The sequence below is a fragment of the Olleya sp. Ti.3.14 genome, from assembly GCF_038154885.1.
Lineage (GTDB): Bacteria > Bacteroidota > Bacteroidia > Flavobacteriales > Flavobacteriaceae > Olleya.
On record NZ_JBAKAO010000005.1, the window covers coordinates 1 to 25,648 of the forward strand.

The window sequence follows — 25,648 nt, forward strand, 5'->3', positions numbered from 1 at the left end:
CAAGCTCCCTGCTACCCCTCGACTTGCATGTGTTAAGCCTGCCGCTAGCGTTCATCCTGAGCCAGGATCAAACTCTTCATCGTTAAATTTTAAGTCTTACGACTATGTTTTAACAATTAATAATGTTCTCAGTACTCAAAATGGTTTATTCTCGTTTGTTTAAATTAATCGTTTCCAATTAATTCTTACGCTGTCAATTCAATATGTTTATGAACTTTTTTCTTTATCTCTTAAGATGTTATTTCCTTAAGCGGGTGCAAATATAATTCGCTTTTTTTAATCCCACAAGCTTTATTTGAAAAAAAGTTTTTTTCTTTTTTTTAAACTTCACTTTCAATATATCTTAGAACGTTTTCCTTTACTCTCAGTAACATCAGTTACGTCGTTTTCGGGGTGCAAATATACAAGCCTTTTTGGTTCCCGCAACCCTTTTTTTTAATCTTTTTTTAATTTACAGGTAACATACGCCTTTAATCCTTTGTAATTAGCGTGTTACAGTATTATATTTTTTATTTTTATTTTAGGATTGAATTACCTCAAGATTACAAATGTTAGCTGTATCGAATATTGTTTATTGATTTGCAACACGTTAGGGATAGAACGGTCTGTTTGAGCTCTTTTTTTTATATACCCTATAGTATTATGACTTTTGATTATTTTAAATACTATAACATATATAAGGTATATGGTTTGTAAAAAAAAGCGAGTAGTGATAGCCCGACCCTTTGGGTAACGCCCTAATTATTTTAAAATGGCAGAATTTATTTAGTATTACTTAATACTTGTATTGCCAGTCTATTATTATCCTATTATATTTGTAGCTTAATTTGATATTGATGATAAAAATTACTTTACCTGATGGTAGTGTAAAATCTTTTGAAAAAGATTCTACACCTATGGATGTTGCTAAGAGTATTAGCGAGGGATTGGCAAGAAATGTTATTTCGGCAAGTTTTAATGGAACAACCGTTGAAACATCTACGAAATTAACAACGGATGGATCTTTGGTACTTTACACTTGGACTAATGATGAAGGAAAGAAAGCATTTTGGCATAGTTCTGCCCACGTATTAGCTCAGGCGATTGAGGAGTTATACCCTAATAGTAAATTAACTATTGGTCCTGCTATTGATAATGGTTTTTATTATGATGTTGATTTTGGTAATGACACCATTACTGATAAGGATTTTAAGACTATTGAAACTAAAATGTTAGAGATCGCAAGAGGCAAACATGAGTTTGCTATGCGATCTGTTACTAAAGCCGATGCTTTGTCTTTATATAAAGACAATGAATATAAGACTGAATTAATTGAAAATTTTGAGGATGGGACTATTACTTTTTGTGACCATTCTACTTTTACTGATTTGTGTCGTGGTGGACATATCCCAAACACAGGGATTATTAAAGCTGTAAAAATATTATCTGTTGCAGGTGCTTATTGGAGAGGTGATGAAAATAAACCTCAATTAACACGTGTTTACGGAACATCTTTTCCAAAACAAAAAGAATTAACTGAATACTTAGCATTATTAGAAGAAGCTAAAAAACGTGACCATAGAAAGTTAGGTAAAGAGCTTGAGCTTTTTACTTTTTCTCAAAAAGTTGGAGCAGGTTTACCTTTATGGCTACCAAAGGGTGCTGCTTTACGTGAGCGTTTAGAAGATTTTTTAAAGGCTGCTCAGAAAAAAGCAGGTTATGAAATGGTTGTTACTCCGCATATTGGACAAAAAGAACTTTATGTTACTTCCGGTCACTATGCTAAATATGGCGAAGACAGCTTCCAACCTATTACTACGCCAAAAGAAGGTGAAGAATTTTTACTAAAACCTATGAACTGCCCACATCACTGTGAAATATATAACAGTATGCAATGGTCTTACAAAGATTTACCGAAACGTTTTGCTGAATTTGGCACTGTTTATAGATATGAACAAAGTGGCGAATTACATGGTTTAACGAGAGTTAGAGGTTTTACGCAGGATGATGCACACATTTTTTGTACTCCAGATCAATTAGATCAAGAGTTTAAAAATGTTATTGATTTAGTGTTGTATGTATTTGGATCTTTAGGATTTGAAAACTTTACTGCACAAGTCTCTTTACGTGATCCAGAAAAGCCAGAAAAATATATTGGAAGTTTAGAAAACTGGGAAAAAGCAGAACAAGCTATTATAAATGCTGCCAAGGATAAAAATTTAAATTATGTTATAGAAACTGGCGAAGCTGCTTTTTACGGACCTAAATTAGACTTTATGGTTAAGGATGCTTTAGGTAGACAATGGCAATTAGGAACTATTCAGGTTGATTATAATTTACCAGAACGTTTTGAATTATCTTATAAAGGTAGTGATAATGAAACACACAAACCTGTAATGATCCATCGCGCTCCTTTTGGAAGTATGGAACGTTTTATAGCTATTTTACTGGAACATACAGGAGGAAATTTCCCGCTTTGGTTAATGCCAAATCAAGTTTCTATATTAACTCTTAGTGAGAAATACGAGAAATACGGCGAAAAAGTTTTAACTTTGCTAGAAAATCACGAAATTCGCGCACTTGTAGATAACAGAAGCGAGACCATTGGTAAGAAAATTAGAGAGGCTGAAATGAGTAAAACGCCTTATATGATTATCATTGGGGAACAAGAGGAAGCAGAAAACAAGATATCTGTACGACAACATGGTGGTGAAGATTTAGGCACGATTAGTGTAGATACCTTTGCAGAAATTGTTAAAACAGAGATAAATAAAACAAAAAGACAATTTTAAAATTAAGTTTAACTAAAATATATAAGTCATAGCAATACGTAGAAAAAGATCAAGAGGTCCGGCAAGAATCATTAAGGAAGATCAGCACAACATTAACGGTAAGATTAGAGCAGAGAAAGTGCGTCTAGTTGGAGAAAATGTTGAAGTAGGAATTTACACCACTAAAGAAGCAAGAGAATTTGCAAGAGAGCAAGAACTTGACTTGGTAGAAATTTCGCCTAAAGCAGATCCACCTGTATGTAAAATAATGGATTACAAGAAGTTTCTTTATGAACAGAAGAAGCGGGAAAAAGCATTAAAATCCAAGGCTACAAAAGTTGTTATCAAAGAAATTCGATTTGGTCCTCAAACAGATGACCATGATTACGAGTTTAAAAAGAAACACGCCGAGAAATTCTTAAAAGAAGGTGCAAAGCTAAAAGCTTTTGTTTTCTTTAAAGGGAGATCAATTGTGTTTAAAGAGCAAGGACAAATATTATTATTACGTTTAGCTCAAGATTTGGAAGAATTTGGAAAAGTAGAACAAATGCCAAGACTTGAAGGAAAGCGTATGACTATGTTTATTGCTCCTAAAAAGTAAATAGTATCCTTTATTAAGGACAAAAATATTATAAGCGAAATAATTAAAACTAGGAAACAAAATGCCTAAAATGAAAACAAAATCTAGTGCTAAAAAGCGTTTCAAGCTTACTGGTACTGGTAAAATTAAAAGAAAGCACGCTTTTAAAAGTCACATCTTAACAAAGAAGTCTAAAAAACGTAAGCTTAAGTTAACTCATGACGGTTTAGTACATAAAGCGGATGAGAACAATATTAAAGTAATGATGCGTTTAAAGTAACATTACCTTAATTGGTTACAAATTATTTATAAACCCTGGAGTTAGGCCTTTACAAAGTGTTAATTAATTAACCGCCTACTACAAAAAAACAATTTAAATTATGCCTAGATCAGTAAATTCTGTTGCCAAAAGAGCCAGAAGAAAAAAGGTGCTTAAACAAGCAAAAGGTTACTTTGGACGTCGTAAAAACGTTTGGACAGTAGCAAAAAACGCGGTTGACAAAGCTATGCAATATGCATACAGAGACCGTAGAAACAAAAAGAGAACTTTCCGTGCATTATGGATCACGCGTATTAACGCTGGAGCAAGATTACATGGAATGTCTTACTCACAATTTATGGGTAAAGTAAAAGCTAATAATATCGAATTAAACCGTAAGGTTTTAGCTGATTTAGCAATGAACAATCCAGATGCTTTTGAAGCAATTGTGAACAAAGTAAAATAAAGGGCATTTTGCCATTTGTATAACAATACTTCGCTTATAAAATAGAAAATCCGATTCTTAATTGAATCGGATTTTTTTATGCTATTTAATTATAACTTAACTATAATAATTGTTTTATAACAAACTTATCCACTAGCTTTACATTTTAAATATTGAATTGCACATGTCTTTAAGTCAAATTAAATTAATAGTATCCGATTTAGATGGAACTTTATTAAACACTAATCATCAAGTAAGTGATGAGTTTTTTGAATTATTTAAAATCTTAAAAGAAAAAAACATATTGTTTGTAGCTGCTAGCGGAAGACCTTATTATAGCATGCTTGAAAAATTAAAAGTTATTAAAGATGATATTATTATAGTATCAGAAAATGGTGGACTAGCAATAAAACAAGATCATTTACTAATTTCAAATACTTTTAAAAAAAACAGCTTAATTACAATTTCTAAATTAGTAGTTGGATTACAAGATACTCATCCTGTATTTTGTACAAAAAATAAAGCTTACGTAGTAAGTAAATCTGAAAAATTGTTATCACTTTTAAGTGAGTATTACTCAAATTACGACCTTATTGATGATGTGTCTGAAATTACAGAAGACGTTTATAAAATAGCATTATATCATGAAGAAAGCTCTGAAAAGTACATCTACCCTTCCGTTAAACATTTGGAACATAAATTTAAAGTAAAGGTATCTGCCAATCACTGGGTTGATATTTCAGAAAATATAGCTAATAAAGGCTATGCCATTAAACATATTCAAGAGCTATATAATATTACTGAATCTGAAACTATGGTTTTTGGAGATTATAATAATGATATAGAGATGCTAAAGTTAGGACACTATAGTTACGCTATGGATAATGCACATCCAAATGTAAAAACCATTGCTAACTACTTAACTAAATCAAATAATGAAAAAGGGGTAGAAATTGTAATCAAGCAGTTAATTGATAGTTTGATTAATTAAGTTTATTAATTGAAAATAACTTAAGTGTGCTTTCTTTACCTTTTAAAGTAATGTCACCCATTGATGTTAGCTTATATTTATGTAATTTAAGTTTTTGAAGTAATGATTCAGATATAAGAAGCGTTTCATCATACTTATTACACTCTCCTTGTATTCTTGCAGATGTATTTATAACATCTCCATGATAAGCAATTTCTTTTTTAATAGTCCCAACTTCTGTCACTATTAATGTTCCTCCATGCAATCCAGCTTTAAACTTAGGTATTAAACCAAACTGTTTGAGGTATAATTTTTCTTTTTTAACTAACTTATCTTGAAATTTATAAAATAATTCGACACAATTATTTTGTTTTACACCTTTATCAAAAGTCCAACTAATCACAGCCTCATCACCAACATATTGATATATATTTGCATCAAAATTATTTATTACCGAGTTAAGATCATAAAAGCATTGTTGAATCAATTGACTGTATTTATAGTGGCCTAATTGCTCTGCAATTGTGGTAGAAGATTGAAGATCTAGAAACATAAAAATACGACGTTCTTCTCTTGGTCTTTTATATTTTCCAATTAACTGATTTAATAAAACGCCATGACCAAAGTTTTCTATCGCAATTTTTAAAAAAGAAAATATTAAGGAGCATATATTAAAATACACAACTATTAGCCAAAACACTTTATTTTCCATCCACCAACCAGGTTCATTTGGAAGGTTTCTGTCTATTTGAACTTCTATTAAACCAACCACAAAACTTGTTGAAAGTATTAATAAAAGTAAATAAACTATTGTTTTAAGTAATATTAGTAAACCAGTAGAAAATTTGTACAGCAATAATTTATCAGAAATAAACTCGATTATCCCATAAAAAAAACCAACAACCACACCTATTAAAATGCTAAATTGTAACCATTGTGTTATTGGTATTACTTGGTCGTAGTTAGTTACAAATGCCTTTCCTCCTTCCGTGCCTATTTCAAAATAACGGATAGTAATAAATAAGCAAAACGATAATACCCAAAAAAGTATTGTAATGATTTGTAATTTTAGGAATTGAAGTATTGATTGTTTCAAAAAAAGAAAGAATTTAAAGTGCTATTTCGTCAATTGCAGTTTTAAATTCTGACCAACTTATTTGTTGATCTCCATCTAAATCATAACCTTCTATTAATTTTGAAGCGACTATACCTCTAATAAAACCACTAATTTCTGCTTCTTGCAATAGGTTTTTAATTTCTGATTTTGATAATTTTTTATCACCATCTTCGTCAAAAAAATCAAATGCATTTTTTGGAGATTCGAAGTGGTTGGTGATTAATATTTCAATTTTTTTTAAGATTTGATCTTTTGTTGACATTTTAAGACTGTTTTAGATTAACTGTAATGTAGTAAAAATAATATTCTTATATAATATTGTTTAGTTAAACAACTCTAAAAATTAATAATTTGCTATTAGTATCCGCTAATTATAAAGCAAAAAAAAGCAGTGTTGTAAATTACAACACTGCTTCTCGAACTTTACTAAACTTCCTTAGTGTTTAATAACTCGATTAATAGCTTCTTTTTGATTAATCTTAGTCTTAATAATATATATACCATTTTGATAATCTGTTAAATCTAATAAAAAAGCATCACTTCTGTTTTTTGTGTTTAAAAGTAATCTTCCGTTTAAGTCGTATACTGATATTTCAAAATCTTGTACTTTAGATAAAGTAACCTTAACGTTATCTGTTGTTGGATTTGGAAATACCTTTACTTCATTAATTAAAAAATTAGACACTGACAGTGTTTCATCTGTTACAGTAACTTCATTTGAAATAACATTACAACTAGCAGTACCATTCATTACAACTCTAAATTGTAAACCAACGATAAATGAAACATTATCTCCTGAAATTGTTAGCGTATTAGTTGTAGAACCCGAAACATCCGGATCTGTAAATGAATCGTCTAAAGGCATCCATGCACCACCTTCACCATCTTCGAAAAACACTTCCCATTGGTACGAGGTGACATTAGATGCTGAAACAGTAAAAACAACAGCAGTATCTGTTTCTGTAATAGTTTGATCCTGAGGTTGCATTGTAACTATAGGTGCTTCTCCAATAGGAGAACCAGCTAACCAATTACTAGTATTACCTGTTAAACTAAAGTTTATCAAATTACCATTGTATGCATTTGTTGTCGCATCTATTAAAGTTGTTACTGATGTATTATCTGTAGCATCTGTTCCTTGATTGAATTGATAGTATGCTAATAGGTTAGCTTCGTCACCTTGCAATTGACAATTACCTGTTGCATTAACATCGTCAATAGCTAAGGCTGTATTCCAAATTCTAACTTCATCTATTTCTCCTTCAAAATAAACTCCTGGAGTTAAATTACTTGCTCCTAGAACCATATATCCAAAATTTTGGTTAGAAAAACTAGTATCTGTTCCTATTAATGTACCATCCACATAAAGACGTCTTTCTGAAAAAGTAACAATCTCTGTAACATGATGCCAATTATTATCATTAAAAGTGGCTGTTGATGTGATATAATTTTCTGTATTGTTATAAACATAAGACACTAAGTTTCCGTTTTGTAAATAAATGGTTTTATTAAAACCTCCAGAGTTAGGCATTCCTGTATCGGAAAAGTTAAAAATTGTACTGTTAGCACTTGTAGTTTTAAACCAAAACTCATGTGTGTAGTTAAAGTTTTGAGTAGTAAATGTTCCTATGTTTATATTAACATAGTCGTCAATACCATCAAAATTTAAGTGTGTTGCTGGCTCTAATACATTTACGACAATTTCAGTTCTTTCACTTTCACATCCATTGGCATTTGTACTTGTTACCCAATATGAAGTAGCTCCAATAGTTGTAGTACTTGGTGTAGGTGCGGTTGTTGATCCAACTTGTCCAGTTTCTGCTGTATACCATACTAATTCTGATCCATTGGCTCCTAAAGTAGCAGTTAATGGCATTGCACTATCATTTTGAAAATAAATTACTGGACTACTAACAATTGCTTCAGAAGGAACAATTGATCCACTTACAACTGGAGAACCTGCTAACCAATTAGAGGTATTTCCTGTTAAAGCAAAATTATTTAACGACCCATTATTAGCATTGATAGTTGCATCATTTAGAGTTGTGAAAGCTGCATTTTCATTAGCATCAAGACCTTCATTAAATTGATAATAAGCAATAAGACCTGCTTCATCACCTTGTAACTCGCAATTTTTACTACCATTAATTTGTTCTTCTGTTCTTACGACATTCCAAATACGAACTTCATCAATAGATCCATTAAATAAGTTACTTGCATCATTATAAGAACCTATATGAATATCATTACCATTATTTGGTGCTGGAACATTATTATTTAAATCTATCAAAATTCCGTCTTTATATAATTTTAAAGTTTGAGTAGCGTAATCATAACTAACCACTACATGATACCAAGTATTTAGTGATAATACATTTGTATCTTCGACAGTATTCCAAGTACCATTATGACCAGCAGATAACACTCCATTAGGTACCCAAAAAGCATTTTGTCCAGAACTGTCTGAGCCTGAAATTATATTACTTGTCTGATTAATTGCATCTATAGAAATCCATGCCTCTTTTGTGTATGACTCTGGCAATATATTACCACAATCAATAAAATCATCCACTCCATCAAAATTTAAGTGTGTTGCTACTTGTGGTTGACCTATAGTACCAAAGCTTTGCCAAACTGACTCTGATTGATAAAGTGCCTCAGTGCCAACAGGAACATAAAGGGTTGCGCTTCCAATATTTACATTTTGAAAAACATTAGCATTTATAGCTAGTGGTGTTGACCAATTAACAGTAACTGTATTTAAATTAGAACAGTCTTGAAATACAGTATTAGAAATACTTGTCACTGAACTAGGAATTGTTACCGAAGTTAAACTTGAACAAGCTCTTATGGCATCTTGTCCAATACTAGTTACTGAGTTTGGAATATTTAATGACGTTAAACTAGTACAACCTGCAAATACATTAACTGACAAACTAGTTAACGAATTAGAAATTGTTAGAGAAGTTAAACCTGAACAACCAGCAAATCCATCAATACCAATAGAAGTAACTGAATCAGGTATTACAACAGAAGTTAAACTAGTACATGCGCCAAATGCCAATTGTCCTATACTTGTAACAGAATTAGGTATTATAACAGAAGTTAAATTAGTACAAAATCGAAATGCTCCATTACTTATAAAAGTTACAGTATTAGGGATTTCTATTGAAGTTAACGTTGTACTATTTTCAAAAGCACTATCTAAAATAGCAATTACAGTATAGTCAACACTTGCATTATTAACGGTTGGAGGTACTACTAATGCACCTTCAAAACTTGCAGATGACACCACACCAACAGTGCTGTCAGCTGCTGAAATGACATAATAATTAACGCCTCCTTCTTGAAAGGTTTGGGCTGAGAGAATACCAAAAAATAGGACAGCAAAAAAAGTAAAATAATTTTGTTTCATAAATAATAGATTAGATAGATTTGTTAAGGACGCCAAATCTAACTTTTAATCTATTATTTTTTACTGATATGGGACAAAGCGCATCACTTTGTATGTAAACTGCTATTTAAATTGTTTAGCATACGTCCTTGATAATGGAATATCCAAACCATTTATAACTACTGCGTTTGAAGTGACACGTTCTATCTTATTTTTGTTAACTATATAAGAGCGATGCGTTTGTTTAAAACTATCTGTAGGAAGTTTATCCATAACAGCCATTAATGATTGTCTAATAGTAAATCTTTTAGTTAGCGTATAAATATTTACATAATTACCTTCTGCAACAAAATATCTTATATCCGAAAAATTTAAATTAATAATATCGTATCCATCTTTAAATTGAAAGATTTGCGATTGCTTTTTATAAATCGCTAAATTTATGGTAGCTAAAAGGTCCAGTCTTTTAATTGGTTTAGTTAAGTAAGCTGCTGGATTAGATTTTAGTGCTTCATTCATTAATACTAAGTCATTTTGACCTGTAATAAAAACAACTGTTGCGTTGTTATTTTTAGATTTAGCTAACTGAATGCCCTCATTTTTCCCTTGTAAATTAATATCCATTAAAATAATATCAGGTAAAAAAACAGTCATTTTATTTAAAGCTGCTTCTTTATTATTCGAAATAGCTATGTTTGTAAATTGCTCTTCAAGTAATAACTCCTCTATGTAATCTGCTATAATAATCTCGTCCTCTACGATTAGGATTTTTGTGTCCTGTAACTTATTCATTATTTATTTTTTTAGACATCAAAAAATTAAAACCATTATCTGTATTTATATTATAATCCATTTCTAATTGACGACAAATTTTATCTACTAGTTTAGGTTTTATTGATTTATTAGCCAAGCTTATACCATTATCACTATATATAAATAATAGCAACCCATTATAAACCCTTAATGTAAAATCTATCACCTTATAATCTTGTTCATTAAAGGCATGTTTGATAGAATTAATTAATAACTCAGTTAGTAATAATCCAAAATACATTGCTTGATCTGTGGCTATTTCTAAAGAATTGACATCAAAATTAGTAGTAATATCATTTTCTTTAAACACATCAAAAAAACTAGTTTTTACATCTTTTAAGTAATTAGCAATATCTATAGTTTGTTTGTCTTCGTTTTTATATAAATGTTTATGTAAAGTAGAAATAGCTTCTACCTTTATTAAAATATTTTTTAGTTGAATTTTTTCTGTCTCTGAGGCTTTTTTTAGTTGATTATTAATAAGTATTACTACTAATTGTAAGTTATTATTAATCCTGTGGTTTGCTTCACTTAATAAAAATTCGTTTTCCGAAGACAGTATTTGTAATTGCTTATTGCTTTTTTTTGAGCGCTTAAGAAAATAAGCTATTAGGACTGCCACTGCAATTGAAAACACAAACAATACTAGTGCAATATATAAGTTAACCTTATTGGAGGCTAATGCTTTTTTTTGATTTATAATTTCCAAATTATTAATCTTAATCTGACTCTCCTTATCTGCTAACTTGTATTGTGTTTCTAGATTAAATAATAATTCTTCTTTTTTTATTTCATCATATTTTGTTGTTAACTCTAATCTTTGTTTTAAATACTCGTATGCTTTTTCGATATTATTTAGTCTAAAATATAAATTTTGAATATTTTGATAGAAGATAATCTCATTGTATAAAAACTTATTTTTTTTAGAAAAATCTGCAGCATAAAGTGACGCTTTTAATGCTTTTTCTAATTGATTGCTTCGTGCCAATACCATTACATAACTAATGTAAGCATCTGCTTCTTGCTGCTTCATATTATTGCTTTTAGCAAAATCTATAATTTCATCCAAATATTTTAGAGAAGTTTTATAATCCTTTTTACGCTCATAAACCCCAGAAATCTCTAATAATGAATAAAATATAGCATCATTATCCTTTATTTTTTTTGCAAGTAATAAGGATTTATTTGAATAATAAAGCGTGGAATCATTCAACTGGTAATGTTCTGTAAAAAGTGCGGCTTTACGATTGTAATACTTGGATAAGTATAAATCATTTATAGGCGTATTTTTTAATATAACTAACGCCTTATCTAACTCTTTTACTGCATCAATATGCATCGCTCTTTTTCTAAAAAACTCTGCTTTTTTTACATAGTACAAAAACTCTAATTGCTTGTCTTTAATTTTGCTTATCGTAATAAAAGACTGGTTGTAGTTTTCATTAGCATTAGTATAATCTAATTTTAATTTATAAGCATCTGCCAATCCAAAAAGTAAGTGTACCTGTTGTTTTTGACTGCTTGGTCTAAGCAAGTGCTTTTTGTAGTAAATTATGGCTGTATCTAATTTATTTTGATCAATTAAATTTTGACCGTAATCTTGAATGCTATCTGATTGAGCAAACGAAATTTGGAGAAAAAAGATAGAAATACATAGAAATAAATATTTCATATTACGTTTTCTGCTTTTTCTTTTTAGCAGCAGGAAATAAGACATTATTTAAAATAAGTCTATAACCAGGTGATGTTGGATGCAAGGATAACTCGGTTTTTGGATCACCAACTTGGTGCGTATAATCTTCTGGATCATGTCCACCATAAAAAGTAAAAAAGCCTTTTCCTTTTATACCATGAATGTATTTAGCTTCACCATTTGTTTTGTTTTCTCCCATAACTAAAACATTTGACTTAATTTGGTCTCTAGTAAAAGAGGTTGTTTGTCCCATAAAACCTTTTACTAAAGCTGTATGATTTTGACAAAGCATAGTTGGTATTGGATCCCATTTTGCGGAAAAATCCATTAATGAAAAATAATCTGTCTCTTTAGGGATTTTACGTTTCATAGTCATATCTATGCTAGAAAACTCATACACTAAAGGACTACGCTCTAAAGTATAATCTTTAAAAGCAAATGTTTTATCAAAATCAATTTTAGCTTGATAGTTACCATCACTTGAATCTCCATCAAACATAGGTTCGCAAATATCAATTCCATCTGCAGACAAGGCAATATCAAAGCTTTCTGTTGCGCTACACATGGCAAACATAAAGCCACCACCAACAACATAATCTCTTATTTTTAATGAAACGTCACGTTTCTCTTCAGATACTTTAGTGTAACCTAATTTAGTAGCTAATGCCTCTGCGTCTTTTTTTTCTTGAATATACCATGCTGCTTGGCGATATCTTCCATAAAATTTCCCAAATTGTCCTGTAAAATCCTCATGGTGAAGATGCAACCAATCGTACAACAGTAATTCGTCCTTTAATACTTCTTCATCGTAAATGGTTTCGTAAGGTATTTCGGCATAACTTAATACCATAGTTACTGCATCATCCCAAGGTAATTTACCTTGAGGTGTGTACACAGCTATTTTGGGTGCTTTTTCCAATACTACAGCTTCCATATTTTTACTTGGACTTGCTATTTCTTTTAAAATTTGCTCTGTCTTTAAGTCAGAAATAATTTCGAAACTAACACCTCTAATTTTACACTCACGCTGGATTGACTCACTATCAGGTAATAAAAAAGAACCACCTCTATAATTAAGTAACCACTTAACTTTAACGTCTTTTTCTAAACTCCAATACGTAATTCCGTAAGCTTTTAAATGATTTTTTTGGGTGTCAGCATCCATTGGTATTAAAATATAGGATGCAAACCCTTTAGAAACAAACAGAAAAAAGAATAGAAAGACTGTAAATTTATTCATTTAAAAATACTTTTTTATAACTTGAAAGATACTTAAAAAAGCAACTGTTATAAAAGGATTAATAATAAATTAACTGGTAGAGCCTGAGAGTAATTCTGAAATAATTTTTGTTCGAGGAAATTGTTCAAAAATAATTTTAAGAAATACTGTAATTGGAATAGCCATAATTAAACCAGGAATACCCCAAATATAACCCCAAAACATTAACATCACTAAAACAGCAATAACATTAATAGAAAAGGATTTACCCATAAATATGGGTTCTAGAATACTACCATATAATACTTGTGTTCCTGTTATTGAAATTATAAAAAATAATAATTTACTAGATGTTTCTAACTCGACAAATGCAAAAATAGATAGCAAGATTACTGTAATAAACGAACCTACCATTTGAACAAAATTAATTAAAAACGCAAATAAACCCCAAAATATTGGGAAACTTACATCAAAAAAGTAACATGCCACACCTGTAAAAACACCAGTTAAAAAACTTACTAAAAACTTAACTTTAATAAATTTAATCAAGTCTTTTTCTATTTTCATAAACGTTTTAATAGACGTATGCTTTTTTCTTAAAATGGTCCTATTAATTAATTTTTCCACATTAATAGACTCTGCTAACCATAAGACCACAAAAAACGTCGTCATTAATAAAGCTGTCAAAAATTTACTAATAAAACTAATTGTTGGTGATAAATTATCTAGCAAGGCTTCTTTATTAACTAACCTAGTTAAAGACCTGCTACCTTCTACTTTTTCTACACCAAAAAAAGCTTCGACATTATCAACTAGTGTGTTGATTTTTGTTTCTGCTTTAGCAAAAAATTGAGAATCTGATGCTAAAATTTCTCTACTTGATAGCTTTACTAATTCTACCCCAAGCTTTACACCTAAGGCTATAACTACTAATACAATAAAAACACTGACCGCTTTAGGCAATTTGCGTTTACGTAAAAAACGCATTAATGGTAAAAACAACAATGCTATAAACATTGAAAAAACCAGAGGTACAAATATAAATGACAGCACTTTTAATAAGTAAAATATTATAGGAATTACTATTATTAAAAGTAGGTAGTTAGTTGTTTTTATTTTATCCATTTAAATAGTTACTTATTATTAAAAAGGCACGTCGTTATCATCCTCTTCTGGTGCACCAAAAGCATCATTAGCTGACGGGAAATTGTCTGGAGCAAATGTATTATCATTTGCAGCAGCATTCATTTTACTATGAAATTCTTGACCAAATGGTGTATCAAAATCATCAAGATTATCAAACTTACCTAAATGACCGATAAATTTAAGTCTAATACTTTCCAATCCACCATTACGGTGTTTTGCAACTATAAACTCACCTTGACCTTCTGTAGGAGAGCGTTCTTCATCATCCCATTCGTCAATTTTATAATATTCTGGTCTGTAAATAAAACTTACAATATCGGCATCTTGCTCAATCGCACCAGATTCACGTAAATCTGATAGTAAAGGACGTTTACTTCCTCCACGTGTTTCTACCGCACGCGATAATTGCGACAGTGCAATTACAGGCAAACTTAACTCTTTAGCCAATGCTTTTAAGTTACGAGAAATAGTCGATATTTCTTGTTCACGGTTACCTCCAGATCCTGCAGCTGTCATTAACTGTAAATAATCAATCATGATCATTCTAATACCATGCTGTGAAGCTAAACGTCTAGCTTTTGCACGTAAATCAAAAATAGAAAGCGAAGGTGTATCATCAATAAAAAGTGGTGCTTTTTCTAACGCTTTTACTTTGACGTTAAGCTGTTCCCACTCGTGTTTTTCAAGTTTTCCAGTTCTTAATTTTTCTGAAGACAGTCCTGTCTCACTAGAAATTAAACGTGTAATTAACTGTACCGATGCCATCTCTAAAGAGAAAAAAGCTACTGGAATATTTGAGTTTACTGCAACGTTTCTAGCCATTGTTAAAGTAAAGGCTGTTTTACCCATACCTGGACGTGCTGCAATAATAATTAAATCACTTTCTTGCCAACCAGAGGTTAACTTATCTAGTTTATTAAAACCAGATGGCACACCACTCATTCCCTCTTTTTTGGAGATTTCTTCAATTTTTTTCTTAGCTTGAATTACTAAGTCTTGTGCAGTTTCACTGGATTTTTTTATGTTTCCTTGTGTGACTTCGTATAATCTAGATTCTGCTTTATCTAAAAGGTCAAATACATCTTGAGTTTCGTCGTAAGCTTCTTCAATTATTTCAGAAGAAATTTTAATTAAACTTCTTTGGATAAACTTTTGCAGAATTATACGAGCATGAAACTCGATATGGGCAGAAGAGGATACTTTTTGTGTTAAAGAAATTAAATAAAAATCTCCTCCTGCTAAATCTAATTTTGAATTTGTTTTTAATTGTGTCGAAACTGTTAATAAGTCAATTGGTTGACTTTCTTGAAACAACATAAATATCGCTTCAAAAATGTGTTGATGTGCTTCTTTATAAAAGGCATCAGCACTTAAAATGTCAATCACTTCATCAACCCCTTTCTTGTCAATCATCATTGCACCAAGTACTACTTCTTCCAGATCCAACGCTTGTGGTGGAATCTTACCTTTTTCAAGGTTTATAATAGTGCTCCTGTCAACTTGATAGCCTTTTATTTGATTGGGTTGCTTCATTTATTGAATATAGTTTTGAGTTATAACTCAGTAATTTATTGATTAAAAATTTTTAAAAAACCAGATGAAAATTCACCTAATTCTTGACTTAGCGAAAGTAAATAAATTGTTAAGAAATATTAGGATACAAAGTTACTCAATCTTAACAGGTCGTCAACATTTATACTGTTAATAAGTCTGTTTTTTTGTTAATAAGCATAAAAAAAACCTGAAGCATTACACTTCAGATTTTGTTAGCAAATGGTTTTATAAGGTCTACCCTTTAAAAACACCCATATCACAATATTTTTCTATACGCTTATTTACTAAATCTTTTGGTGATAAGTTTTTAAACTCGTCGTATGCACCAAGAATAGCTTCTGTTACAGATTTAAAAGTTGTTTCTCTATCAGAATGTGCACCTCCTAAAGGTTCTTTAATGATATCATCTACAATCTTCATTTTTTTCATGTCTGTAGCTGTTAACTTTAAAGCTTCAGCAGCTAATTCTTTATATTCCCAGCTTCTCCATAAAATTGAAGAACAAGATTCTGGAGATATAACAGAGTACCATGTGTTTTCTAACATCATAATCTTATCTCCTACACCTATACCTAAAGCTCCACCTGAAGCACCTTCACCTATTACTATTGTAATAATTGGCACTTTTAAGCGTGTCATCTCTAAAATATTTCTAGCAATAGCCTCACCTTGTCCACGCTCTTCAGCTTCTAAACCAGGATAAGCACCAGGCGTATCTAATAATGTTACTACTGGTATTCCAAATTTTTCAGCAGACTTCATTAATCTTAAAGCTTTACGGTAGCCTTCTGGATTAGCCATACCAAAATTACGGTATTGTCTAGTTTTTGTATTAAACCCTTTTTGTTGACCAATAAACATAAAGCTTTGGTCACCTATTTTACCTAGTCCACCAATCATGGCTTTATCATCTTTAAAGTTTCTGTCTCCATGCAACTCTAAAAACGACTCTCCACATATGGCTTTAATATAATCTAAAGTATAAGGTCTATCAGGATGACGTGACATTTGTACTCTTTGCCAAGGCGTCAGGTTTTTATATATATCTTTTTTGGTAGCAACAAGCTTTTTCTCGATTTGCTTGCAAGTTTGTGTCACATCTACATCACTCTCTTCTCCAATAACTTGACACTTTTCTAATTGCTCTTCCAGTTCTTTAATTGGTAATTCAAATTCTAAATATTCCATAGGGAACGATAGTTTTGTTTATATGTTAGCATGCAAAATTACATTTTTTTTACATCAAATTTTAGGATTATGATTAAAATACACAGATTTTAACGTTAAAATTTGATAATCAATTAGTTTGTTGAATTTTATTCTTTTTGAATTTTTTTAAATTTTTAAGGACTCCATTAAGTAATACAACCCCTAAAATTATAAATGCACCTATGTAAAATGAAGAGGACATGGTTTCTGATTCTGGAAATAGCATCAATGCCAAAATGATTCCGTAAATAGGCTCTAAATTATACGTTAATACTACTGTGTAAGGACTAATATATCGCATTACATAAACTGATGCAATAAAGGCATATGCTGTACAAACCGATGCTAATACAAATAACCACAAACCATCTGACAATGAGATATTAAAGTGATTTAGATTAAATCCTTCTCCAAAACATAAAATATACAGTGATATAAAAAACACACCACTTAAAAACTCGTAAAATGAAATTTTGGTTGCAGAATGCTCCTCTAAAAACTTTCCGTTTAGGACTGCAAATAATGAGGACAAAAATGCAGAAATAATTCCTAAAATCATTCCGTCAATATATTTAAACTCACTTTTCACAATTAAATACACACCTAAAATCACGATAAGACCAAAAACAATCTCATAAGCAATAATTTTACGTTTATATATTATAGGTTCTATAAAGGATGCAAAAAAAGCACCTGTAGAGAACATTGCTAAAGCAATAGAAGCATTAGCTACTTGTATGGCTCCAAAAAAAGTAATCCAATGTAACGCTATTATTACTCCTGCAATGGATAATTTAATCAATGATTTTTTGGTAATAGAAATATCGACTTTAGCAATCTTGATGTAAACAAACATTAAAACCGTAGCCATTAACATCCTATACCACACTAAACTAACAGCATTGATAGTTATTAATTTACCAATAATAGCAGTAAATCCAGCTATAAAAACTAGGACATGTAAGTGAAGGTAATTTTTTAATTTATCGTTTTGCATTGCGTAACAGGAAAAAAGCTAAAACCCCAAAAATTATATTAGGAAACCAAACTGCTAGCAATGGTGAAAAGTTAGACTGAGAGGCTAGTGTACCAAATATCTTATCAAAAAAGACAAAAACCATGGCTATGCAAATCCCAAACGCTAAATTGACTCCCATTCCGCCTCGACGTTTTCTAGAAGATACAGCTACTGCAATAATTGTAAGTATAAATACTGAAACTGGTAAACTCCATTTTTGATATTTAGCTAATTTGTAACGACCTATATATTTAGAGCCTCGTTTTTCTTCTCTATCAATAAATCTAACTAGCTCATCGTACCTTAAGGTTTCAGCTATGTAACTCTCAGGTGTTAAATCTTCTAAATCAAATGAAAAAATTGTGTCTTTTTTTCTTTGAATGTCCAACACATCATCGTTATCTCCAATGGTTCTTTTAAAGTAATTACGGAGTATGTAAGCTGAATCCTCTTCGATATATCTTAGGTTAGATGCACTAATTTTATAGGTCATTTTACCTTCTTCAAAATGCTCTAAAGTAAAATTCACTCCTGTTTTATTTTTTGTATCAAAGCTAGTAACGTAAATAATATCGTTATCATTAATCTGCTTTAATACATTGGTATTATTATTTTCTTTTTTACCTGAGAGGTATTTATATTTAAAATTATTAAACCCTTTACTAGCGTTAGGTGCTAGATATAATCCTAAAACAATGGATAATAAAGCAACAATTACGCCTCCAATTAAGTAAGGTCTTAAAAATCGTGTAAACGATACACCTGAGCTTAAAAACGCTACAACCTCTGTATTATTTGCTAATTTTGATGTAAACCAAATAACTGATAAGAATAAAAATAACGGAAAAAGTAAATGTGCAAAGTATATTGTAAAGTCTAACAAGTACTGCATGACTTCGCCGAAAGGCACATTGTTTTCTAGTATTTTACCAATTTTTTCTGCTAAATGCACTGTAATACCAATTGGTATAAACAACAGTAGCATGACCGCAAAAGTCATTAGATAACGTTTTAATATGTACCAGTCTAATATTTTCACTTATAGACGATTATTCATTTGTTTTACCATTTTATCTTTCCAAGCTCTAAAGTCGCCTGCTAAGATATGCTTTCTTGCTTCTCTAGTCAACCATAAATAAAAACCTAAATTATGTATGGTTGCGATTTGCTTACCTAATAATTCATTTGTATTAAATAAGTGACGTAAGTATGCCTTGCTATATTCCGTGTCTACGTAAGTAATGCCCATCTCGTCAATTGGCGAAAAATCGTCGCGCCATTTAAGGTTTTTAATATTTATCGATCCGTAGGCAGTAAATAACATTCCGTTTCTTGCATTTCGTGTTGGCATTACACAGTCAAACATATCTACACCTAATGCAATATTTTCTAGTATATTAATTGGTGTACCAACACCCATTAGATAACGTGGTTTATCCCATGGTAGTATATCTGTTACAACCTCTGTCATAGCATACATTTCTTCTGCTGGCTCACCTACTGACAAACCACCAATTGCGTTACCTTCTGCTCCAACACCTGCAATATACTCGGCTGATTGCTTACGTAAATCTTTATACGTACTACCTTGAACAATCGGAAAAAAGGATTGTGAGTAGTCGTACTTTAAAGGTGTTTTATCAAGATGTGTTAGGCAACGCTCTAACCAACGATGCGTCATGTGCATGGATCGTCTAGCATAGTTATATTCACATGGATAAGGTGTACACTCGTCAAATGCCATAATAATATCTGCTCCAATACTACGTTGGATTTCCATTACGTTTTCTGGCGTAAAAGTGTGGTAGCTACCATCAATATGAGACTTAAACTTAACACCTTCTTCTTTAATCTTGTTATTTCCTGATAAAGAGTAGACTTGATAACCTCCAGAATCCGTAAGTATATTACGATCCCAGTTCATAAATTTATGTAATCCACCTGCTTTTTCTAAAACATCTATTTGAGGTTTTAAATATAAGTGATAGGTATTACCTAAAATAATATCTGGATTAATATCGTTTTTTAATTCTCTTTGATGCACACCTTTTACAGTTCCAGCAGTACCAACAGGCATAAAAATTGGTGTTTCAATTACACCATGATCTGTAGTTATTACTCCTGCTCTAGCGTTACTTTGTGTGTCTTTTGCTTTTAAATCGAAAGTCATTATATCTCTTTAATCTTCAGCTAGCAAATATATGTAAGAAAAATGCAAAGGGTATTAAATACTTCCTAAAATTGAAAATTTTGTTAATACTTTTTTTAAAATGAATGAATTGTTAAGAAATCTAGCCATTTGGTTAATAAGTGTCCTCAATAATCTTGGTTGTGGGCTATTAAAATCCTAATTTTGGAACAAAATATTTAACCCATAAAACATGGCAAGCACACAACAATTAGAAGATTTAACCACACAGGTACGTAGAGACATTTTACGTATGGTACACAAAGTAAATTCTGGACATCCAGGAGGATCATTAGGTTGCGCAGAATTTTTAGTAGCTCTTTATGATAACATCATGGATAGAAAAGAAGGTTTTGATATGGATGGCATTGGAGAAGATCTTTTCTTTTTATCAAATGGACATATTTCACCTGTATTTTATAGTGTACTTTCTAGAACGGGTTATTTTCCTGTAGAAGAATTAAACACCTTTAGATTAATTAACACAAGACTACAAGGTCACCCAACAACACATGAAAAACTACCAGGTGTTAGGATTGCATCAGGATCTTTAGGTCAAGGTTTAAGTGTTGCTTTAGGTGCTGCCCAAGCAAAAAAATTAAATGGAGACAAACATTTAGTATATAGCTTACATGGAGATGGCGAAATGCAAGAAGGTCAAAACTGGGAAGCGATTATGTATGCATCTGCTAAAAAAGTAGATAACATTATTGCAACTATTGATCTAAATGGACAGCAAATTGATGGATCAACAGATACTGTATTACCAATGGGAAGTTTTAGAGCTAAATTTGAAGCTTTTGGATGGACAGTTATAGACATTGAAGCTGGTAATAATATTGATGCTATTTTAAAAGGAATGGCAGAAGCAAAAAGTGTAACAGGTAAAGGAAAACCTGTTTGTGTATTACTAAAAACAATAATGGGTAATGGTGTAGATTTTATGATGCATACACATGCTTGGCATGGTAAAGCTCCTAATGACGAGCAATTAGCTATTGGATTAGAGCAAAACCCTGAAACTTTAGGCGACTATTAATCAACTTGAATTAAGACAACATGAAAACATATACAAATACAGGAAGTAAAGATACAAGATCAGGTTTTGGAGACGGATTAACAGAGTTAGGAAGAACAAATCCAAATGTTGTAGCACTTTGCGCAGATTTAATTGGGTCTTTAAAAATGGATCAGTTTATTGAAGAAAACCCAGAACGTTTTTTTCAGATTGGAATTGCAGAAGCTAATATGATGGGTATTGCTGCAGGTTTAACTATTGGAGGCAAAATTCCTTTTACAGGTACATTTGCTAACTTTTCTACAGGTCGTGTTTATGATCAAATTAGACAAAGTATTGCATATTCTGACAAAAACGTTAAAATATGTGCATCTCACGCAGGTTTAACTTTAGGAGAAGATGGTGCAACACACCAAATACTTGAAGATATTGGATTAATGAAAATGTTACCAGGTATGACTGTAATAAACACTTGTGATTACAATCAAACCAAAGCTGCTACTATAGCAATTGCAAGTCATGAAGGACCAGTTTACCTACGTTTTGGACGTCCAAAAGTAGCTAACTTTACTCCAGAAGATCAAACTTTTGAAATTGGTAAAGCTGTACAATTACAAACAGGTACTGATGTAACAATTGTTGCTACTGGACATTTAGTTTGGGAAGCTTTAGAAGCTGCAAAAACCTTAAATGATAAGGGTATTTCTGCTGAAGTAATAAACATACATACTATAAAGCCATTAGATGCTAATGCTATTATAGAGTCTGTTAAAAAGACTAAATGTGTTGTTACTGCTGAAGAGCATAACCACTTAGGAGGATTAGGAGAAAGTGTTGCACGTGTTTTATCACAACATCAACCTACACCACAAGAGTTTATTGCTACAAACGATACTTTTGGTGAGTCAGGGACACCAGCGCAATTAATGGAAAAGTATGGTTTAAATGCTGATGCTATTGTTAAAGCAGCAGAAAAAGTGATTACAAGAAAGTAAAAATATTATCTCATTACATAGTAAAGCGTTTAAAACATAAGGTTTTAAACGCTTTTTTATTTTGTAAAACCCTGTCTATTAACCATTCAAATAATTTGGCATAATTATCGTTATAACTAGTGTTAATCAAAAAACGACAATTATGAACATTTTACAAAAATTTCAGAATGGCTTAGGTTATAATTCAAACGTAAGTAAAAAAGTAATTTTAGCATCTATTGGAATACTTATATTTTCAGCTTTAGGTTATGCTCAAAATGGAAATGGATTTGGTTTTAAAGGTGGTGTAAATTACAATGGTAATGGAGATTACTTTGAGTCTATTTCTAATAGTTACCAAAATCCAGACAGAAGCGTTGGCTACCACGTTGGTGTTTTTGGAAAAATAGGCACCAAAATATACTTTAGACCAGAATTGGTTTATACTACTACAAAAAGCGATTATACTGCTGGCGAATTTGAATTACAAAAATTAGACGCTCCATTGTTAATTGGCTTAAAAGTTTTAGGTCCTATACATGTTTTTGCAGGTCCATCTTTACAATATATAATGGATAGCGAATTTGAAAATGCTACAATTGACACTATACAAGATGACTTTTCTGTAGGATTAAATTTTGGAATAGGATTAAGCTTGGATAAGATTGGTATAGATTTAAGATACGAGAGAGGCTTTAATAATAACGAAGCGACTATTATTAATAATAATGCATCAGTATTAAATCCTAATAGATTAGATACGCGACCAGAACAACTAATACTTAGTATATCTGTTATGTTATAAATTTCAAACAATCATAAAAAAAAAGCCACTTTATAAAGTGGCTCTTTTTTTTGTAATATTTAATTTTTAGTTTGATAAATTAGTATCAAAATCTAAATAGTTTGGTATTCCGTCTCCATCAGTATCATCATTAGTTGGGTCTCCATCTTGATCGATATCTTCATCAATAGTTAATACACCATCATTATCATCGTCATTATCAATAAAGTTAGCCACACCATCACCATCAGTATCTTCATTTAAACCATCACCATCACCATCTAAATCTTCTAAATGTGAAGGGATTGAATCTAAATCATAATCGGTATCAATTCTAGTTAGTAATCCAAATGTAAAATTAATAGGAGAATAACTTGGTATAGATGTCGTTCCTGTTGAAAAATAACCTAACCCAGAAGGAATAAAAGCTGCTCCAATACCATAATTATGGTTTGTTGTAGTTCCATCACCATTTTCAGTATAGCCATCACGCATTCTAAATTCAACTAAAGCTTCTCTAAAACCATCAACTACTCCAAAAGAAGAACCTACAGATGATAAATTAAAAGTAAGACCATCAACATCTGCTCCATCAAACTCTGTCCCATCCAATAAAGTACCGTTATATGTTACATTTACTGCATCCAAAGGGTGTGTTGCTTGTCCTAAACCTTCTCTAACACTTAAATAATATAGTTTATAATCTACATCACCTTGAGTAACCGTTTTAAATAATAACTCTGGTCTATCTAGTAATGCTATCGCATCTAAATTGTTATTTGCTTCACTAATTGTATCAAAAACAATTTTAAACGTATCGTTAGCTAATGAGTATGGATTAGCAAAATCAAATTCATCATAATTATATGTATGTGTTGCTAAAAATGCCTCTATCTCAACAATGTTCTCATCATAAACCTCTTGGCTATCTCTAGGCACAAAAGTAAATGTATCTCCATCATCTGTACCACATGAAAATGCAGTAACTAACACAACTAATAACGCAAAAGTGATTTTTCTTAAATTCATTATTCTTATTTTTGATGTGCAAGATACATTTTAATATAATTTTGCACAATAACCTTAACGTCAATTTTAGATAATTTGTATGCGAGTAGATAAGTATTTATGGTGTGTTAGACATTTTAAAACAAGAAACATAGCAACGACTGCATGTAAAAAAGGCCACATTAAGGTAAATGGTAGTGTAGCTAAAGCTAGTAGAGAAGTTTATCCAACAGATATAATTGAACTTAGAAAAGACCAGGTTAACTATAAATTGACCGTTTTGGATATTCCTCCAAACAGGGTTGGTGCTAAACTTGTAGATATTTATCGTGTAGATAACACTCCAAAGTCCGCTTTTGAAGCACAAGAAATGCTTAAATTAGCCAAGGATTATTACAGAAAAAAAGGTGTTGGAAGACCAACAAAAAAAGACAGAAGAGATTTAGACAATTTAAACGCGGAAAACGAGCAATAGTATTATGAGTGTTTTAAAAGATGTAATATTAGATAATAGTGCCATTAACAATAAGTTAAGACGAATTGCTTTTCAAATATATGAGGCAAATATAAACGAGGAAGAAGTTGTCTTAGCTGGTATAGATGCAAATGGTTATATTTTAGCAAAAAAACTGAAAACCATTTTAGCAAAAATATCTCCAATCCAACCAACGCTTTGTAAAATATCCATAGACAAGAAAAACCCAAGAGACCTAATAAAGACCTCTCTGAAACCGGAACAATATCAAAACAAATCGGTTGTTTTAATTGATGACGTATTAAATTCAGGTACTACTTTAATTTACTGTGTAAAACACTTTTTAGAAGTCCCTTTAAAACAATTTAAAACTGCTGTTTTAGTAAACCGAAATCATAAAAAATTTCCGGTTAAAGCAGATTATAAGGGTATATCGTTGTCAACCTCGTTAAATGAGCATGTTCAGGTGGATCTAGAAGGTAAAGAGTGGAAAGCTTATTTAAATTAACTTTTTTAAAATATTATTTATTGTCTCTTCTTCATTATTAGTAGCTTCAACAACTACACTTGCCTGATTATAAAAATAAGAGCGCTCAAATAAATGTTTAGCAATAAAGTCTTTTAAAGCAACTTTAGTCTCTAGATGACTAATTAATGGTCTTGTTTTATTTAAAAATAAACGGTCTGTCAAAATATCTAAATTAGTTCTTAAATATACGGTCTTAAAATTATCTAGTTTATTTAACCATTCCATAGTATTGTAAAAACAAGGTGTACCTCCTCCTAACGCAATTATTGTTTGATCTGTATTGGAGGTTATTTGTTTTAAATAGGTCTGCTCAAGTTTTCTAAAATGTATTTCTCCTTTAGTTTTAAATATATCAGAAACACTCATTTTTTCACACGCCTCAATATAATCATCTAAATCAATAAATTTAAATCCCATTTTTTCTGCCATTTTCTGACCAATTGTTGACTTTCCGGAAGCCATATATCCAATAAAAATTAAATTCATTTTTAAGCTTATAAATTGA

Annotated in this window: 24 protein-coding genes and 1 rRNA gene; 10 read left to right on the forward strand and 15 right to left on the reverse strand. The window is 31.0% G+C overall.

All coding sequences use genetic code 11. The features are described from left to right. Nucleotides 1–83 (reverse strand): 16S ribosomal RNA (locus V6251_RS08370); the annotation flags it as partial. 753 nt (nucleotides 84–836) lie between these two features. On the opposite strand from V6251_RS08370, the gene thrS reads away from it, so the two are divergent. The 5 genes from thrS (at nucleotide 837) to V6251_RS08395 (ending at nucleotide 5,025) form a co-directional block, all read left to right on the forward strand. Next, nucleotides 837–2,771: a threonine--tRNA ligase gene (thrS, locus tag V6251_RS08375; protein WP_341587855.1), complete on the forward strand. Its 1,935-nt coding sequence runs from the start codon at nucleotides 837–839 to the stop codon at nucleotides 2,769–2,771. A 70-nt stretch (nucleotides 2,772–2,841) separates the two neighbouring features. Next, complete coding sequence (gene infC, locus V6251_RS08380; protein WP_261375276.1) at nucleotides 2,842–3,351, forward strand: translation initiation factor IF-3; 510 nt, start codon at nucleotides 2,842–2,844, stop codon at nucleotides 3,349–3,351. A gap of 61 nt (nucleotides 3,352–3,412) precedes the next feature. After that, nucleotides 3,413–3,610, forward strand: a complete 198-nt coding sequence (gene rpmI / locus V6251_RS08385) for a 50S ribosomal protein L35 (protein ID WP_090839495.1) — start codon at nucleotides 3,413–3,415, stop codon at nucleotides 3,608–3,610. 100 nt (nucleotides 3,611–3,710) lie between these two features. After that, a complete protein-coding gene (gene rplT / locus V6251_RS08390; protein ID WP_028282920.1) occupies nucleotides 3,711–4,055 on the forward strand; it encodes a 50S ribosomal protein L20 in 345 nt (114 codons plus the stop codon). A gap of 163 nt (nucleotides 4,056–4,218) precedes the next feature. Next, nucleotides 4,219–5,025, forward strand: coding sequence for an HAD family hydrolase (locus V6251_RS08395; RefSeq protein ID WP_341587856.1), 807 nt, complete (start codon nucleotides 4,219–4,221; stop codon nucleotides 5,023–5,025). Here V6251_RS08395 and V6251_RS08400 read toward each other — a convergent pair. The 12 genes from V6251_RS08400 to tgt all read right to left on the reverse strand — a co-directional run bounded on the left by V6251_RS08400 (nucleotide 5,018) and on the right by tgt (nucleotide 20,337). After that, nucleotides 5,018–6,100: an adenylate/guanylate cyclase domain-containing protein gene (locus tag V6251_RS08400; protein WP_341587857.1), complete on the reverse strand. Its 1,083-nt coding sequence runs from the start codon at nucleotides 6,098–6,100 to the stop codon at nucleotides 5,018–5,020. The two genes, V6251_RS08395 and V6251_RS08400, sit on opposite strands and share 8 nt — an antisense overlap. 13 nt (nucleotides 6,101–6,113) lie before the next feature. After that, on the reverse strand, nucleotides 6,114–6,383 hold the full coding sequence (locus V6251_RS08405; protein ID WP_341587858.1) for an EF-hand domain-containing protein: 270 nt from the start codon (nucleotides 6,381–6,383) through the stop codon (nucleotides 6,114–6,116). A 174-nt stretch (nucleotides 6,384–6,557) separates the two neighbouring features. Then, complete coding sequence (locus tag V6251_RS08410) at nucleotides 6,558–9,536, reverse strand: LamG-like jellyroll fold domain-containing protein (RefSeq protein ID WP_341587859.1); 2,979 nt, start codon at nucleotides 9,534–9,536, stop codon at nucleotides 6,558–6,560. Between the two features lie 102 nt (nucleotides 9,537–9,638). Further along, on the reverse strand, nucleotides 9,639–10,307 hold the full coding sequence (locus tag V6251_RS08415; RefSeq protein WP_341587860.1) for a LytR/AlgR family response regulator transcription factor: 669 nt from the start codon (nucleotides 10,305–10,307) through the stop codon (nucleotides 9,639–9,641). After that, nucleotides 10,300–12,000 carry a tetratricopeptide repeat-containing sensor histidine kinase gene (locus V6251_RS08420; RefSeq protein WP_341587861.1) on the reverse strand — a complete coding sequence of 567 codons (1,701 nt, stop codon included), beginning with the start codon at nucleotides 11,998–12,000 and terminating at the stop codon, nucleotides 10,300–10,302. Before V6251_RS08420 ends, V6251_RS08415 begins: the two co-directional genes overlap by 8 nt. Before the next feature lies 1 nt (nucleotide 12,001). Next, a complete protein-coding gene (locus tag V6251_RS08425) occupies nucleotides 12,002–13,186 on the reverse strand; it encodes an asparagine synthetase B (RefSeq protein WP_341588009.1) in 1,185 nt (394 codons plus the stop codon). Between the two features lie 144 nt (nucleotides 13,187–13,330). Beyond that, complete coding sequence (locus tag V6251_RS08430; RefSeq protein ID WP_341587862.1) at nucleotides 13,331–14,365, reverse strand: AI-2E family transporter; 1,035 nt, start codon at nucleotides 14,363–14,365, stop codon at nucleotides 13,331–13,333. Between the two features lie 18 nt (nucleotides 14,366–14,383). After that, a complete protein-coding gene (dnaB, locus tag V6251_RS08435) occupies nucleotides 14,384–15,919 on the reverse strand; it encodes a replicative DNA helicase (RefSeq protein ID WP_145000028.1) in 1,536 nt (511 codons plus the stop codon). 255 nt (nucleotides 15,920–16,174) lie between these two features. Continuing rightward, entirely contained in the window at nucleotides 16,175–17,128 is a 954-nt protein-coding gene (locus V6251_RS08440; RefSeq protein WP_341587863.1) for an acetyl-CoA carboxylase carboxyltransferase subunit alpha, read from the reverse strand. A gap of 109 nt (nucleotides 17,129–17,237) precedes the next feature. Continuing rightward, the gene (locus tag V6251_RS08445; RefSeq protein WP_341587864.1) at nucleotides 17,238–18,146 is read right to left on the reverse strand and encodes a DMT family transporter; all 909 of its coding nucleotides are present in this window, start codon (nucleotides 18,144–18,146) and stop codon (nucleotides 17,238–17,240) included. Beyond that, a complete protein-coding gene (locus V6251_RS08450; RefSeq protein WP_292944291.1) occupies nucleotides 18,133–19,206 on the reverse strand; it encodes an LptF/LptG family permease in 1,074 nt (357 codons plus the stop codon). Before V6251_RS08450 ends, V6251_RS08445 begins: the two co-directional genes overlap by 14 nt. Next, on the reverse strand, nucleotides 19,207–20,337 hold the full coding sequence (gene tgt, locus V6251_RS08455) for a tRNA guanosine(34) transglycosylase Tgt (RefSeq protein ID WP_292944288.1): 1,131 nt from the start codon (nucleotides 20,335–20,337) through the stop codon (nucleotides 19,207–19,209). Between the two features lie 211 nt (nucleotides 20,338–20,548). Between tgt and V6251_RS08460 the strand changes: the two genes are divergently transcribed. The 3 genes from V6251_RS08460 to V6251_RS08470 all read left to right on the forward strand — a co-directional run bounded on the left by V6251_RS08460 (nucleotide 20,549) and on the right by V6251_RS08470 (nucleotide 23,152). Continuing rightward, complete coding sequence (locus tag V6251_RS08460; RefSeq protein ID WP_341587865.1) at nucleotides 20,549–21,394, forward strand: transketolase; 846 nt, start codon at nucleotides 20,549–20,551, stop codon at nucleotides 21,392–21,394. A 20-nt stretch (nucleotides 21,395–21,414) separates the two neighbouring features. After that, on the forward strand, nucleotides 21,415–22,368 hold the full coding sequence (locus V6251_RS08465) for a transketolase family protein (protein WP_145000041.1): 954 nt from the start codon (nucleotides 21,415–21,417) through the stop codon (nucleotides 22,366–22,368). A gap of 142 nt (nucleotides 22,369–22,510) precedes the next feature. Beyond that, nucleotides 22,511–23,152 (forward strand): outer membrane beta-barrel protein, encoded by a 642-nt coding sequence (locus V6251_RS08470; RefSeq protein ID WP_341587866.1) that lies wholly within the window; start codon nucleotides 22,511–22,513, stop codon nucleotides 23,150–23,152. 66 nt (nucleotides 23,153–23,218) lie between these two features. Here V6251_RS08470 and V6251_RS08475 read toward each other — a convergent pair whose 3' ends face one another. After that, on the reverse strand, nucleotides 23,219–24,160 hold the full coding sequence (locus tag V6251_RS08475; RefSeq protein WP_145000044.1) for an FKBP-type peptidyl-prolyl cis-trans isomerase: 942 nt from the start codon (nucleotides 24,158–24,160) through the stop codon (nucleotides 23,219–23,221). 79 nt (nucleotides 24,161–24,239) lie between these two features. On the opposite strand from V6251_RS08475, the gene V6251_RS08480 reads away from it, so the two are divergent. Both V6251_RS08480 and V6251_RS08485 read left to right on the forward strand, forming a co-directional pair. Beyond that, nucleotides 24,240–24,614 carry an RNA-binding S4 domain-containing protein gene (locus tag V6251_RS08480; protein ID WP_145000046.1) on the forward strand — a complete coding sequence of 125 codons (375 nt, stop codon included), beginning with the start codon at nucleotides 24,240–24,242 and terminating at the stop codon, nucleotides 24,612–24,614. A gap of 4 nt (nucleotides 24,615–24,618) precedes the next feature. After that, nucleotides 24,619–25,122: a phosphoribosyltransferase family protein gene (locus V6251_RS08485; RefSeq protein WP_145000048.1), complete on the forward strand. Its 504-nt coding sequence runs from the start codon at nucleotides 24,619–24,621 to the stop codon at nucleotides 25,120–25,122. On the opposite strand, the gene V6251_RS08490 is transcribed toward V6251_RS08485, so the two are convergent. Further along, on the reverse strand, nucleotides 25,114–25,629 hold the full coding sequence (locus V6251_RS08490) for a shikimate kinase (RefSeq protein ID WP_341587867.1): 516 nt from the start codon (nucleotides 25,627–25,629) through the stop codon (nucleotides 25,114–25,116). The genes V6251_RS08485 and V6251_RS08490 overlap by 9 nt on opposite strands. Nucleotides 25,630–25,648 lie beyond the last annotated feature (19 nt).

Excerpts from the sequence above, each read along its gene's own strand:
- thrS (WP_341587855.1), top strand. The coding sequence starts at position 837 with ATGATAAAAATTACTTTACCTGATGGTAGTGTAAAATCTTTTGAAAAA.
- rpmI (WP_090839495.1), top strand. The coding sequence starts at position 3,413 with ATGCCTAAAATGAAAACAAAATCTAGTGCTAAAAAGCGTTTCAAGCTT.
- rplT (WP_028282920.1), top strand. The coding sequence starts at position 3,711 with ATGCCTAGATCAGTAAATTCTGTTGCCAAAAGAGCCAGAAGAAAAAAG.
- V6251_RS08395 (WP_341587856.1), top strand. The coding sequence starts at position 4,219 with ATGTCTTTAAGTCAAATTAAATTAATAGTATCCGATTTAGATGGAACT.
- V6251_RS08405 (WP_341587858.1), bottom strand. The coding sequence starts at position 6,383 with ATGTCAACAAAAGATCAAATCTTAAAAAAAATTGAAATATTAATCACC.
- V6251_RS08410 (WP_341587859.1), bottom strand. The coding sequence starts at position 9,536 with ATGAAACAAAATTATTTTACTTTTTTTGCTGTCCTATTTTTTGGTATT.
- V6251_RS08415 (WP_341587860.1), bottom strand. The coding sequence starts at position 10,307 with ATGAATAAGTTACAGGACACAAAAATCCTAATCGTAGAGGACGAGATT.
- V6251_RS08420 (WP_341587861.1), bottom strand. The coding sequence starts at position 12,000 with ATGAAATATTTATTTCTATGTATTTCTATCTTTTTTCTCCAAATTTCG.
- V6251_RS08425 (WP_341588009.1), bottom strand. The coding sequence starts at position 13,186 with ATGGATGCTGACACCCAAAAAAATCATTTAAAAGCTTACGGAATTACG.
- V6251_RS08430 (WP_341587862.1), bottom strand. The coding sequence starts at position 14,365 with ATGGATAAAATAAAAACAACTAACTACCTACTTTTAATAATAGTAATT.
- dnaB (WP_145000028.1), bottom strand. The coding sequence starts at position 15,919 with ATGAAGCAACCCAATCAAATAAAAGGCTATCAAGTTGACAGGAGCACT.
- V6251_RS08440 (WP_341587863.1), bottom strand. The coding sequence starts at position 17,128 with ATGGAATATTTAGAATTTGAATTACCAATTAAAGAACTGGAAGAGCAA.
- V6251_RS08445 (WP_341587864.1), bottom strand. The coding sequence starts at position 18,146 with ATGCAAAACGATAAATTAAAAAATTACCTTCACTTACATGTCCTAGTT.
- tgt (WP_292944288.1), bottom strand. The coding sequence starts at position 20,337 with ATGACTTTCGATTTAAAAGCAAAAGACACACAAAGTAACGCTAGAGCA.
- V6251_RS08460 (WP_341587865.1), top strand. The coding sequence starts at position 20,549 with ATGGCAAGCACACAACAATTAGAAGATTTAACCACACAGGTACGTAGA.
- V6251_RS08465 (WP_145000041.1), top strand. The coding sequence starts at position 21,415 with ATGAAAACATATACAAATACAGGAAGTAAAGATACAAGATCAGGTTTT.
- V6251_RS08470 (WP_341587866.1), top strand. The coding sequence starts at position 22,511 with ATGAACATTTTACAAAAATTTCAGAATGGCTTAGGTTATAATTCAAAC.
- V6251_RS08475 (WP_145000044.1), bottom strand. The coding sequence starts at position 24,160 with ATGAATTTAAGAAAAATCACTTTTGCGTTATTAGTTGTGTTAGTTACT.
- V6251_RS08480 (WP_145000046.1), top strand. The coding sequence starts at position 24,240 with ATGCGAGTAGATAAGTATTTATGGTGTGTTAGACATTTTAAAACAAGA.
- V6251_RS08485 (WP_145000048.1), top strand. The coding sequence starts at position 24,619 with ATGAGTGTTTTAAAAGATGTAATATTAGATAATAGTGCCATTAACAAT.
- V6251_RS08490 (WP_341587867.1), bottom strand. The coding sequence starts at position 25,629 with ATGAATTTAATTTTTATTGGATATATGGCTTCCGGAAAGTCAACAATT.